The organism is candidate division TA06 bacterium (assembly GCA_004376575.1).
Classification (GTDB): Bacteria; Hydrothermota; DG-26; order E44-bin18; family E44-bin18; genus E44-bin18.
The window spans coordinates 1-12298 of record SOJN01000125.1; the positions used below are offsets into that span (position 1 = coordinate 1).

The 12298-nt window shown below is 49.5% G+C and carries 12 protein-coding genes; 11 read left to right on the forward strand and 1 reads right to left on the reverse strand.

Annotation, left to right across the window (positions count from 1 at the left end):
• Positions 1-339: 339 nt before the first annotated feature.
• Positions 340-1905, forward strand: a complete 1566-nt coding sequence (locus tag E3J62_10380) for a radical SAM protein (GenBank protein TET44419.1) — start codon at positions 340-342, stop codon at positions 1903-1905.
• 34 nt (positions 1906-1939) lie between these two features.
• On the opposite strand, the gene E3J62_10385 is transcribed toward E3J62_10380, so the two are convergent.
• Positions 1940-2128 (reverse strand): 50S ribosomal protein L28, encoded by a 189-nt coding sequence (locus E3J62_10385; GenBank protein TET44420.1) that lies wholly within the window; start codon positions 2126-2128, stop codon positions 1940-1942.
• Positions 2129-2322: 194 nt separating this feature from the next.
• On the opposite strand from E3J62_10385, the gene E3J62_10390 reads away from it, so the two are divergent.
• The 10 genes from E3J62_10390 to E3J62_10435 all read left to right on the forward strand — a co-directional run bounded on the left by E3J62_10390 (position 2323) and on the right by E3J62_10435 (position 12084).
• The gene (locus tag E3J62_10390) at positions 2323-3192 is read left to right on the forward strand and encodes a polysaccharide deacetylase family protein (protein ID TET44421.1); all 870 of its coding nucleotides are present in this window, start codon (positions 2323-2325) and stop codon (positions 3190-3192) included.
• On the forward strand, positions 3177-4151 hold the full coding sequence (locus E3J62_10395; GenBank protein TET44422.1) for a hypothetical protein: 975 nt from the start codon (positions 3177-3179) through the stop codon (positions 4149-4151). The genes E3J62_10390 and E3J62_10395 overlap by 16 nt, the downstream gene beginning before the upstream one ends.
• 3 nt (positions 4152-4154) lie before the next feature.
• On the forward strand, positions 4155-5171 hold the full coding sequence (locus E3J62_10400) for a tetratricopeptide repeat protein (GenBank protein TET44423.1): 1017 nt from the start codon (positions 4155-4157) through the stop codon (positions 5169-5171).
• A complete protein-coding gene (locus tag E3J62_10405) occupies positions 5168-6430 on the forward strand; it encodes a glycosyltransferase (protein ID TET44424.1) in 1263 nt (420 codons plus the stop codon). The genes E3J62_10400 and E3J62_10405 overlap by 4 nt, the downstream gene beginning before the upstream one ends.
• Positions 6431-6511: 81 nt before the next feature.
• Positions 6512-7120 carry a sigma-70 family RNA polymerase sigma factor gene (locus E3J62_10410; protein TET44425.1) on the forward strand — a complete coding sequence of 203 codons (609 nt, stop codon included), beginning with the start codon at positions 6512-6514 and terminating at the stop codon, positions 7118-7120.
• Positions 7110-7637 carry a hypothetical protein gene (locus E3J62_10415; GenBank protein ID TET44426.1) on the forward strand — a complete coding sequence of 176 codons (528 nt, stop codon included), beginning with the start codon at positions 7110-7112 and terminating at the stop codon, positions 7635-7637. The genes E3J62_10410 and E3J62_10415 overlap by 11 nt, the downstream gene beginning before the upstream one ends.
• The gene (locus tag E3J62_10420; protein TET44427.1) at positions 7615-8820 is read left to right on the forward strand and encodes a PDZ domain-containing protein; all 1206 of its coding nucleotides are present in this window, start codon (positions 7615-7617) and stop codon (positions 8818-8820) included. The genes E3J62_10415 and E3J62_10420 overlap by 23 nt, the downstream gene beginning before the upstream one ends.
• Positions 8821-9138: 318 nt before the next feature.
• A complete protein-coding gene (locus tag E3J62_10425) occupies positions 9139-10023 on the forward strand; it encodes a PhzF family phenazine biosynthesis protein (protein ID TET44428.1) in 885 nt (294 codons plus the stop codon).
• Positions 10024-10088: 65 nt separating this feature from the next.
• Positions 10089-11564: a hypothetical protein gene (locus tag E3J62_10430; protein ID TET44429.1), complete on the forward strand. Its 1476-nt coding sequence runs from the start codon at positions 10089-10091 to the stop codon at positions 11562-11564.
• Between the two features lie 85 nt (positions 11565-11649).
• Positions 11650-12084 carry a hypothetical protein gene (locus E3J62_10435; protein ID TET44430.1) on the forward strand — a complete coding sequence of 145 codons (435 nt, stop codon included), beginning with the start codon at positions 11650-11652 and terminating at the stop codon, positions 12082-12084.
• The last annotated feature ends 214 nt before the right edge of the window (positions 12085-12298 follow it).

Consider the following 12298-nt stretch of genomic DNA (forward strand, 5'->3'; position numbering starts at 1 on the left):
AAGGTGAAGAGCTATCTTGCTGAAGTGAAGGAGGAGGCTACGGCTTCTAGAAGAGGATGAGGGAGACGGAGATAGAAAACGTTTGGTGGTAGGACTGGCCTAGCCGGGGCCAGGAGTTCGCCAAGGCCGGGGCACCAGAGGCCCCGGCCTTTCTTTGTGACAAGGTACGAAGTACGAATTGCCAAGTACGAAGTCCGTCCTGGGCGGCACTTGGTGCTTCGTACATTGTACCTCGTCCGTCGTAGCTGTAAGCTATAGAATTCTCTGTTTCTCTTACAGCTTGGGGCTTGTTAGTTTCCAGTTAGCATTCCAGCACAAAATATGTTAGAATCGTAGTTGATGCCGAAGGAAATTAGCAGAAAGAGGCTTCTCTCTTCTGAGAGGGGGTTGAAGGCCAAGAAAAAGGGCAGATTCGCCATGGCGCTCTGCTATCCCAACACCTACGAGATAGCGATGAGCAATCTCGGTTTCCTCACGATTTACAGGATGGCCAATGAACTGGCCCACCTCAGGTGTGAGAGGGCTTTCTACTGGCCGCAAAGCGGGAAGACTATCGAATCTGGAAGAGAGATCGGCAAGTTTGATGTTGTGGGTATCTCACTCAGCTACGAGCTGGATTATCCACGGGCCGTCACGATGATTGGAGACTCCGGCATTCCGCTGCTGAGAGAGGAAAGAGGCGAGTCAGATCCTTTGGTGATTGCTGGAGGTTGTGCGATCACTCTAAACCCCCAACCGCTCACCGCTTTTGTTGACATATTCTTCATCGGCGAGGCTGAAGAGTCCTTCCGTGAGTTTGCCAACCTTCTTGCTGGTGTCGGACGGGTGAGGAAGGCTGGCTGGCGAAAGGAGATGCTAAGACGGGCCTCAAGGATTGAGGGTGTTCACGTGCCTGGTGTGAAGGATTCTGCAAAACGGAGATGGGTTTCTAGACTTGACGCATTAAACACCTCTTCACCTCTCTTGACACCCAACTCCCACTTCAGCGACATGTATCTTACTGAGGTAGGGAGAGGTTGTCCCAGAGGTTGCCGGTTCTGCGCTGCCAGCTATGTGTACAGACCTTTCAGAATCAGGAGCGCAGCGTCAATAATCGAGCACGCCAGGAGTGACGATTTGGAGTTTCCCAGGATTGGATTTGTGGGAGCAGCCGTCAGTGATCATCCGGGCATAGAAAGGCTCTGCATGGAATTTGCAAAGCGGGGGAAAGAGGTGGGCATATCGTCATTGAGACCGGATAATCTGACCCCACGCCTGCTCTCCACCCTTGTAGAGACCGGCATGCGAACTGTGACTCTAGCACCGGAAGCAGGGTCCGAAAAGATGAGAGGAATGATTGGGAAGGCGATGACCCAGGACCGAATTCTCCAATCTGCCCAGATGTGCCAAGAGGTGGGCGTACGTAATCTAAGGCTCTATTTCATGATCGGTCTCCCTTTTGAGACTGACTCCGACGCGGATGCGATAGTTGAACTGGCGACTGGGATTTCCAAAACGTTCAGGCGGAGGATCTCTGTGAGGCTGGGTGCTTTTGTTCCCAAGGCAAATACGCCTTTCCAGTGGCAACCGATTGCTTCTTCTGAGGTGGTAGAAAGGAGAGTCGGGGTTATCAAGAAAGGTCTTTCCTCCGGGAAGAACATACGCGTTTTTGCCAGAAGCGTTAGGGAGGTGGAAGTCCAGGCGATATTCTCAAGGGGAGGTGTAGATGTAGGAACTGCGCTCTACAACTGGTATTCGGGTCGCAACTGGAAAAGGGCGTTCAGGAATGCAGGAGTAAACAGACAACGACTACTTTATGATCGGCTCTCCACCGAGGCACATCTACCGTGGGACTTCATAGATATGTCCTTTCCCAAATCCCTCTTGAAAAGAGAACTCATGAAGGCAGAAAGGGCAGCCTCATAGCTGCCCTCCAGATTATGCTGGCTGAAGAAAACCTTCAGACCTTTTGGAGCTTCTTGGATCTCAAACAACGAGTGCAAACGTAAACCTTCTGAGGTTTGCCTTCGAGCATTATCTTTACCTTCTGCAGGTTCGGTTGCCACATCCTGTGCGTTCTGTTCTTTGCATGGCTCACGTTGTGGCCAAACTGGCCCGCTTTCCCACAAATGGAGCATTTTTTTGCCATCCTTCTCCTCCAGTCTACTTGTTTCTTCTCTGGAGCATGATACCACTCAACCTTCACCTTTTGCAAGGCAAAAGGGAAATTTTCGCTGTGCACCCTTTTCGGTTGACACATATCTCAGTCTTTAATAGACTTGGCACAACACGCTCACATGTGGCTCGGTTCTCTCAGACAACAGACTGAAGAGGAGCATACCTGTGGTTGAAAAGGAGGCTGAACGCAAGCCTTCAGCCCCAATAAAGGGAGTATCTGGTCCTCCCTGGAACATGTTGGAGAATAAGCTGAGAAACAAGACACCTATACTTGTATATCACAAGACTGGTATTAAATTCGACTGGAGCGGGACATGGAATACTGCCTCGCAGTTCAATCTGCATATGAAATATCTCCATGCGATGGGGTATAAGACGTGTGCACTGAAGGAGGCGATTGCAGGCCACCAGTCAAAGAGGCTGGCAATAACTTTTGACGATGCATATGAATCGGTCTATACACTGGCCTACCCCATAATGAAAAAGTTTGGTTTCAGGGGCACAGTTTTCGTGATCACTGGATATGTAGGTAGGAAAAACTCGTGGGATGTGAACCTGGGTTTCAGAAGGTGGGGGCACATGAGTTGGGATCAGATAAGAGAGATGGCAAATGACGGTTTTGAGTTCGGTTCGCATACAGAAAGTCACTCTGACCTTACAAGGCTTGCTCCTGATGTTGCCAGAAGAGAGTTGTCTTCGTCAAAAGCCGCTCTGGAAGCCAATCTGGACAGGCCCTGTCGTTATCTTTCCTATCCTTTTGGAAGGACAAATCCGGCAGTAAAGCACCTGGTTGAAGCGGCCGGATACGAAGCTGCCTTCACCATTGCCGCTGATAAGTATAGAGATGTTATGGAAGTCGGCAGAATGGGTGTGTATGTCACAGATCTTCTCTTTGACTTGAAGGCAAAACTTGGACTCTTTGGCTCCATTATTGGGAACGCGGAGAGGGGTAAAGGAAGGTTCATTAACTTCTTCTCCAACGGCACTACAATCGTGAACAGACTCAGGCGCTCAAAAGGGTGGAAGATGTCGTGAGAATACCAAAAAGGTCGAAGCCTGTAGATTACCTCTTCTTAATCCGCCCCACGCTTCTGGTGCCAGTATGGACACTCCTGCTTATTGGGCACTACAGGGGCCTTTCCTACATTGGCCAGGGGTCATACGGATGGGACCTGGAGAGGTTTTCATTTTCTGTTCAATTCATCTATGTTTTTCTCCTCTATTCCGCACTCATGGGGGGAGTGTATGTACTCAATCAGATAGTGGATAGGGAGACAGACAAAAGGAACGAAAAGCTTTTCCTCCTCTCGGCAGGGATAGTACCACTCTGGCTTGCGGCACTGGAGATGCTTCTTCTTTTTCTTGTTCCTCTGTTTCTGTCTGTTCTCCTTGGAGGTCGAATTTTCCTGCTGATGCTCATCTCGCTTGTGATGGGAGTTCTGTATTCGACTCCACCGTTTCGTATGAAGGGGAGGCCAGTCGCTGATCTTTTGTTCAATGCTCTGGGTTACGGGATGGTCAACTTTCTGGTGGGGTGGGTTGTTGCCGGTTCCCTCAGCAAGGCTGCATTCGCCCACGCAATCCCCTATTGTCTCGCCGTTGGAGGAGTATTCGTCAACACGACCATCCCTGATATTAAAGGAGACAGAGCTGATGGTGCGATCACAACGGGTGTCCTTCTTGGCGAAGTGCGCACGGCCTACCTCGGCCTTGTGCTCATTCTTCTGGCGGGATTGGCTTCGTTGTTTTTGAAGGATATGGTGTGCCTTATCGCAGCATCAGTTGCAGTTCCGTTCTTTGTCCTTGCGGTTGTGAAAAGGAACAGGAGGTGGTACCTCCGTTCATTCAGGATTGGAGCTCCTACATTAGTGGTTGCTGCCGCTATTCTCTTTCCTTATTATGTCCTCCTTCTGCTGTTCACTCTTTTTTCGATGAAGGTTTACTATAGAAAGAGGTTCAATCTGGCTTACCCTTCAATAGTGGATGAGAGGTAGAACTTGAGGACACTTTTTCTCATCTCCATTGCTCTTCTGTTTCTGCCTTCTTTTTCTGATGCAACAGATAACATTAGTTTGAGAGATTACATACTCACGGGTCTTGAATACAGCTACCACGAGAACTACGACAGCGCGAAGGCTTACTTCAAAAGGGCCATAGAGGAAGATCCTGAGGACCCATCCGGGTACTTTTTTCTTTGCGGCCTATATGGTCTTTACATGAGCGATTTCTCCACTGATGAGGTTGAAGGCCTTTTCCTCATAAATCTATTTGATGCGGCAGAGGCGGCAAGAAAGAGAATCCAGGTTGACAGCAATGATGGGTGGGCCCATTTCTATCTTGGTGGTGCCTATGGCTACAGAGCATTGAAGGAGCAGCGTAAAGGGGGTCTATGGGGCGCCCTCGGGCATGCTCTCACAGCAGTGGCTGAGCTGAAGAAGGCGGTCTCATGTGATTCCACCATATACGACGCATACATGGGAATAGGGAGTTACCACTACTTTGTGAACCGCCTCTGGGCTTACATACCATTTTTGGGTAGAGACCCGGATAAGGGAATAAGAGAGATGAAGCTTGCCATTGAGAAAGGAATCTTTGTCAGGGTTCCGGCCCAGGACGGGCTGACTTACATTCTACTCAGGGAAAAAAGGTATGAAAGGGCCCTGAGGCTTGCAAGAGATCTCGTCTCGAGATACCCGAACAGCAGAACCTTTCGCTGGACACTGGGAAAGGTACACCTGGATATGAAAGATTGGGGGAATGCTAGCGGTACCTACCGGACTTTGCTGTCCATGATTGAAACCGGCCAGCCGGGCAGTTATCATAATCTAGCGTACTGCGGAGAAAAGCTTTCCTACTGCCTGTACAGGTTGCATCGATACGAAGATGCTCTCGATATTTGTCTTGAGATGCTTGATGTCTTAGACAATCCAGCCGACAACGAGGCGACTGAGCAGCTAAGAAAAGACCTGGAACGCCTTCGAGAAAAGATTCTAAAGGCTAAGGCCGGGCAATGAGGCATGACTCTCAAAGGGTAGTTCTAGTTATCGCATATTATTTCCCTCCGCTGGCCATGGGTGGCGTTCAGAGGATTACCAAATTCTGCAAGTATCTTCCAGAATACGGCTGGAGACCTGTGGTTCTCACATCTTCTCCCAGAAGTTACTTCGCCCTCGATACCTCTTTCGCGGAGGAGCTGAAGAAGACCACAGCCTTTGAGGCGAAGAGCTTGGTCCCTTTTTCTCTGGGAGTTGGGGAGTCCTTCGAAAATTGGAGAACCAGGCTGAAGCGGATCGCCAGATGGGTTCTCTTTCCTGATGTGAGAGTCCTCTGGGTACCTTACGCAGTGACTGTTGGATTCAAACTTCTTAGGATGTTTCAGGTGGATTGCATACTTGCCACTGCACCACCCTGGAGTTCGCTTCTGGCCGCCAGGCTTTTGAGCCACAGGAGTGGACTCCCCCTGATTGTCGATTTCAGAGACGCCTGGGTAGACGACCCTTTCGCCTCCTACCCCACTTTCTTACACAAGAGACTCAACATGTCTCTTGAGCGATGGGTAGTCTCCGGTGCAGCCAGAGTCATATCCATAAGTGAAGAAATAACTGCTGGTATGCGCAGCAGGTGTAACGGGAATTGGAAGAAATACCGAGTGGTAAACCAGGGATTTGACCCCTCAGATTTTGAACAGGTGGTGGAGCGAGGGGAGCGGTTCACTGTATGCTACACAGGGAGTCTTATCAGAACAAGGAAACCCGATGATCTCTTCGTGGCTGTATCTCAACTGATAAGGGACGGTGTTCTTGATCCCAAACAGGTCGAAGTGGACATTGTAGGATTTTGTCCCTCGACCTTTGTTGAGGCCGCCCGAGCCCTGGGCCTTGAAGACGTCGTCAGATTCAGAGGTTATCTTCCCCACGCCGCTTCTGTGCGCCGTCTGTTGGGGGCAGATATTCTCTGGCTGTACATAGCCGAATCGGAGGGGAAGACAATTCTGACGGGCAAGCTTTTTGAATATCTTGGTTCGGGGAAGAGGATTGTAGCATCTGTGCCAGAGGATGGAGCTGCCGCGTCAGTGATTCGGGCTCTTGGCGCGGGCGTTGTGGTGCGGCCAGGAGATATAGAAGGATTGAAACAGGTTCTTGCAGAGTCCCACGAGAAGTGGCAGCGCGGAATCGAGGCCAAAATGCCATCAGAAAGGCTCAAGAATTATGATAGGCGCCTGCTTGCAGGGGAACTGGCAGAGATTCTGAATGAGGCCTGCCGGCGCCGTTAGAGGCTTTCTGATTCTCACCATCCGTAAGTCCGGGATCGATTCGGTTTCTCTGGAACTTTTGATTCACCATTTCGTCAAGAGATGCGAGGGGAAATGGGGAACACAGATGCCGAAAGTGTAAGTGATCTTGAACTCTTCGAAAAGACATCTGATGGAGACGAGGATGCTTTTGTACAGATTGTCCACAGGTATGAGGATCGGCTCTACGGTTTTCTTCGGAGGATGGTTTCCGACAGCAGTGACGCAGAAGACCTGCTCCAGCAGACGTTTCTCAGGGTATACAAAAAGAGCCTTGATCACTGCCGAATCAACAGCTTCTCTTCCTGGATATTCACCGTTGCGGCGAACCTGGCAAGAGATGAGTTGCGGAGAAGAGCCCGAATTGGCAGAAGGACATTCACTTTGGATGATGGGTATGCCGAAACGATCGCAGACAAGAAGGCTGTAACGGTTGAAAAAGTGGCTTACTCTGAGCTGAGGGAAAGGGTTGACTGGGCGGTTGGGTGCTTGAATGAGACGTACAGGGCGGTTTTCGTTCTAAGGGACATTGAGGGTATGTCCTATGAAGAGATAGCGATGGTATTGAAGATAAGGATTGGAACCGTGAAATCAAGACTGAACAGGGCAAGGCTGAAGCTTCGGGTTCTCCTTGCACCTTACATCAAGGAGGAATCTGCCGATGACATGTAATAAATGTATGTCTCTCTATACAGCATACAAAGATGGAGAACTGTCGGCAAAGCGCAGGAGCGAAGTTAAAGAGCACATTCGTATGTGTGAAGCCTGCAGGTCAACATACTCCACGATCGACCAGATACTGGATACATCTGCATCGCTTCCGAGCTTCGAGGCCGCAGAAGATTTTGTGGGAAGGCTCCTTTCTAAGATACGCTCGTCTGAGCAGGTCCTTCCTGCGCCCGCTTCCAGATTGAGGTGGCTCGTTCCAAGACTAGCCTACGGCGCTCTGGTGATGGTTCTTGCCGCAGTGATCAGTTTCGGGGTTTTCTATGTGAGTGGCAGAAAAGGCACGGCCCCTGTGGTCGAACTCATCCCAAAAGAACGTGTGTATTCACTTGGGCCCGAACCAAGAACGTCTGAGATTGTGGTTGACGAGCCGGACTATTCGCTTGGTCATGAGGCTGGGCCTGAGGACGTGATCTATCTGCTGCCCTCACATTCCACCAATGCCAGACTGGCCAGCTACTAAAAGGAGGATCAAGATGAGACTCTGTTTGAATGTACTCGTGGCCTTGTTGGTTTTGACGCTGGCGATCCCACTCACCTCGGCAGGTTCCATATCCTCACTCCAGGCTGAGATATCCAGACTCTTCGAGCAGGTGAAGCCGTCGGTGCCCACCGTGGTTTACACAATGGGGCATAAAGAACTCATCAGCACCGGAATAGTCATTAATAGTGGAGGGTATATACTCACCACCAAGGACTTTTCAGGGAAGCCAGGTTCTATTGAGGTTCAGTTCCCGAACAAGAAGCGGAAAGCGAAACTGATTGGTTATGACAGAGGATCAAAGCTTGCGGTCCTGAAGGTGGAAGGAGCTGGACTTGTTCCCGTAAGAATTGGAAACTCAGACAAGGTGAAGCCAACGACCTGGGTGATGATTGTCGGAAACAGCCTGGGTATCTCGCCCTCAGTGTCGATTGGCCTGATAAGTGGGAGAAGGGCAAAGGACGACATGCTTCAGATAAGCGCGAGCATAAGCCCTGGCAACAGCGGGGCTGGGGTGTTCAATTCTGATGGAGAACTGATTGGTATTGTATCGGCCGCACTCACAAGACCACTCTATATCTCGGTGGGAGGGGGTAAAGTCAAGACGGAGATTAATCTCCTGAGCAGGGGTGAACTTCCGGTCGGTGGATATGGTCTGTTGACCCCCATTAACCGGGCAAGAAAATCGATGCGAGATATTATCGAGCATGGGACTACCAGCTACGGGTGGCTTGGGGTGATGCTTCAGAAGCTCGACGAAACGCTGAAGTCAGCCCTGGGCGTTGACCGAGGTGCTCTGGTTACCAACGTCGTCGAGGACAGCCCAGCAGAAAAGGGTGGTTTTAAAGAAGGTGATGTTATCATCACTTACGGCAAAAAGGCCGTTAAGGATGTGCAGTATCTCGTCAAGATAGTGAAAGCGACGAAGCCCGGAACTGCAGTCAAAATTGTAGTATCAAGAAAGGGAAAGAAGAAGACTCTCAAAGTCAAGCTGGGCGAAAGACCCGAGAAGGATGTGCTGCTCAACCCCTGGCAGATCTCTATTCCTCAATTGTTGAAAGAGTTCGACAGGAAGACTCTGGATAGTCAGGTAGAGAACCTGAAAAAGGAGATAGAAAAGCTGAAGGAGGAAGTGAAGAAACTGAAAAAAGGCCGTGGTTTGTAGTTCTTCCCATCTACTTTTACCGGCACAAGAAGGGAGGCCATTTCGGCCTCCCTATCTTCTTAACCTGGAACCACAAGATTACACGAGATTTACACAGATGAAACCACGTCCTCATGGCTGAACCCGAACCATAAAGAGAATCTTGTGATAATCTGTGAAATCTGTGGTTCAGGGTCTTTTGGACTTCTGGCGGGCGGTGCCCGGTGCCGCCGTGTATAGCGAGCATTGACCAGTGTAGAAGAATGGGGTATTATCTATGGCCAGCACAAGAGCCTGGAACAGTGGGGGAAGAAGGGGCCATTCTGATTTGGATCAGTTATGAATCTCATTTTCTACATAGTTGACGTCTTTGCCGAGAAGAAGTATGCAGGTAATCAGCTGGCGGTGGTGAGGAACGCCAGCGCCCTCTCCGTTGATGAGATGCAGGCGATTGCGAAAGAGATGAACTATTCTGAGACGACCTTCATACTTTTCGATGGGGAACGGGACGGCGGGTACGACGTCCGCATCTTCACTCCTGAAAATGAACTGCCGTTTGCCGGCCATCCGACATTGGGAACGGCCTTCATAATACAGCGTGAGATTGTTGGAAAGCCTGTTGGAACGGTAGTGCTGAACCTAGGGGTGGGGAAGATCCCGGTGACCTTTGAGTATGAAAGCGAAGGGAAGAGCTTGTTGTGGATGGAGCAGATCGAGCCAACGTTCGGGAGCACATTGGCCCCAGGAGCAGTTTCTGAAGTACTGAACCTGAATGAGACTGAGATCGATGAGCAATTTCCAGTTCAAGAGGTCTCAACAGGTGTACCTACCATTATTGTTTCCCTGAAGAGCCTCGACGCATTGAAGCAGGCGCAGATAGACAGGGACAAATACTTCAGTCTTGTGGAAAAAACCGAGGGCAAGGGTGTCCTCATCTTCTGTCCCGAAACCCGCAACAGTGGAAATGACTTGAGCGTCAGGTTCTTTGCAGATTACTTTGGGGTACCCGAAGATCCGGCCACAGGAAGCGCAAACGGGTGCCTTGCAGGATACTTGGTCAAACACCGGTACTTCGGAAAAGACCAGATCGACATTCGGGTTGAACAGGGCTATGAGATAGGCAGGCCTTCGTTACTTCTCTTGAGAGCAGGGGAGAAAGAAGGCAGAATAGATGTATCGGTCGGTGGCAGGGTGTTTACCGTTGCTGAAGGGAAACTTGTCTAGATGTCACGCCTGGCACCAGTCCTTTGCCATCTAGAGGTAATTAGCTTAGGTCCCTGGAGATGAACATGAACAATCTCATCTATAGAAGACAGTTTATTCTGAGCAGCAAAGAGCTCGTTCCACTGTCTCATTGGCAACATCTAAGACTCAACAACAATAGATACATAGTGTATGCGCATCCTGACCTGGAGCTGGCAGAAATCAAGGATGCAGGGAAAAGGATCATCTTGCTGGGATACATATTTGACGCACAAAACCCTCGGTACTCCAATTACGACATCCTGAAGGAATTGATTTCTGCGCAGAGCTTCAGGGAGCTGATTAAAGCGACATACAGATATGCGGGAAGATTCGTATTGATATTTGAAGATGGAAGCTCAGCAAAATTGATGCATGACTGCGCGGGATTGAGACAAATATACTATACAACAGGGATAAAAGAAGTGTGGTGTGGTTCCCAGCCGAGTATTCTTGCCAGGTTTCTGAATTTGGAAAAGAGCAGCAACAAGGCTCTTAACGACTTCTGCAATTCCAAAGAATTCAAATCAAGACATAAGGCCTGGGCCGGGGATGGCACCATCTACGATAATATAAAACACTTGATGCCGAACCATTATCTGGACTTAGGATCAGGTGAAAATCACAGGTATTGGCCAGAGGAGACAATAGGAGAGATGTCAATTGATGCGGCTGTGGGGGTTAGTACAGAATACCTGAAAGGGTTTATCAAGTGCGCAAGTGAAAGATACAAGCTGATGCAGGCAGTTACAGCCGGCTGGGATACGAGAGTCCTGTTGGCGGCGAGCAGAGAGAAGAAAGATGAGATATTCTACTTCATAAACAAGCACAAGTATCTGAGGGATGAGAGTCCTGATATCAGGGTTCCGCGCAGATTGCTTGACAAACTTGGATTAGAGTTCAACGTGATAGAGTATTCCCATGATGTCGATGATGAGTTCAGGAGTATCTTCAAGAAAAACGTCACCCTGAGCAGGGAGACATTGTTGCCTGCCATCTATAATGTCTACTACATGCAGTTCCCTAATATGTTGAATATAAGCGGGGATGCCAGCGGGATTGTAAGGAATTACTTTGATGAAACGGACTGTGCCGACAACCGTATGTTAGCGGAGCTTGCCGGGTATGAGAACCTGGAATATCCGATGCAGGAGTATACCAAATGGCTCGAAAGAAGCTGCGACGTAGCCAAAGAACATGATGTGAGTATCCTCGACTTGTTCTATTGGGAAGAGAGAATGGGAAACTGGGGGGCACTCGGACCAGCTGAAACCGATATTGCAATAGAAGAGTTTTCTCCCTTTAATTGCAGGGATCTTTTGACGGTGATGTTGTCCGTCAACGAGAAGTTTAGGGATATGTACAGCAGCAAACTGTATGAGGAAATGGTAAAAGAGATGTGGAGCGAAGCGCTAAGCGAACCTGTCAACCCTTCAGCAAGATTCGCTTTGATTAGAATCCTCAAGAAGCTAAGGCTGTATCCGACAGTAAGATATTTTTGCAGGAAAATACTAGACAAATAACATATCATTTCTGCGGTTTGTCTGATGAGCCACCCGTCCCGCATCGGTACGCAAACAGGTACCCGGACGGAGGAGTCACCGAGATATGTATAAACACACTCAGATTGGTTGGGTCACCGGGATATCTCTTGGAATGGGTGTTCTATTATGTATCCACATAAGTATCCAGGAACCAAACTGGATCCTCTTTTCTGTACTGGGTGTGCTCATGATCTGTCTCATCCTGTTTTCGACCTTAACTGTCCTTGCCGACCACAGGTCTATTGTCGTCTGGTTTGGGCCGGGGGTGATCAGGAAGAGACTCAGCTTGGAAGAGATTGAGTCCTCTAAGGTTGTTCGATACCATTGGTTGTGTGGATGGGGTATTAGAAAAATCCCCAAAGGCTGGATGTTCAATGTATCCGGGTTGCATGCAGTTGAGCTGTCCCTGAAAAGCGGCAAAGTGTTTCGAATTGGTACCGACGAACCCCAGAAACTCAACAATTTCGTGCAGACAAGGCTGAGCGAAAGAAGCCAATAGCTCTCAGCTATCAACTTGTAGTCGGTGCCAGCGTAGACACGCCCATCATGTCATTGCGAGCCAAAAAGGTCCGGCCTTTCGATAGAAAGGACGAGGCATTTTTCATCCCGAGTTTATCGAGGGAGAGCGGCGTGCGACCCTTCGACGAGCTCAGGGTAAACGAAGCACCCATTAAAAGGCACCTTGTCAAGGCAAAAAGTCTTCCGCACACGAG

Excerpts from the sequence above, each read along its gene's own strand:
- E3J62_10380 (TET44419.1), top strand. The coding sequence starts at position 340 with ATGCCGAAGGAAATTAGCAGAAAGAGGCTTCTCTCTTCTGAGAGGGGG.
- E3J62_10385 (TET44420.1), bottom strand. The coding sequence starts at position 2,128 with ATGGCAAAAAAATGCTCCATTTGTGGGAAAGCGGGCCAGTTTGGCCAC.
- E3J62_10405 (TET44424.1), top strand. The coding sequence starts at position 5,168 with ATGAGGCATGACTCTCAAAGGGTAGTTCTAGTTATCGCATATTATTTC.
- E3J62_10410 (TET44425.1), top strand. The coding sequence starts at position 6,512 with ATGCGAGGGGAAATGGGGAACACAGATGCCGAAAGTGTAAGTGATCTT.
- E3J62_10415 (TET44426.1), top strand. The coding sequence starts at position 7,110 with ATGACATGTAATAAATGTATGTCTCTCTATACAGCATACAAAGATGGA.
- E3J62_10420 (TET44427.1), top strand. The coding sequence starts at position 7,615 with ATGCCAGACTGGCCAGCTACTAAAAGGAGGATCAAGATGAGACTCTGT.
- E3J62_10425 (TET44428.1), top strand. The coding sequence starts at position 9,139 with ATGAATCTCATTTTCTACATAGTTGACGTCTTTGCCGAGAAGAAGTAT.
- E3J62_10430 (TET44429.1), top strand. The coding sequence starts at position 10,089 with ATGAACAATCTCATCTATAGAAGACAGTTTATTCTGAGCAGCAAAGAG.
- E3J62_10435 (TET44430.1), top strand. The coding sequence starts at position 11,650 with ATGTATAAACACACTCAGATTGGTTGGGTCACCGGGATATCTCTTGGA.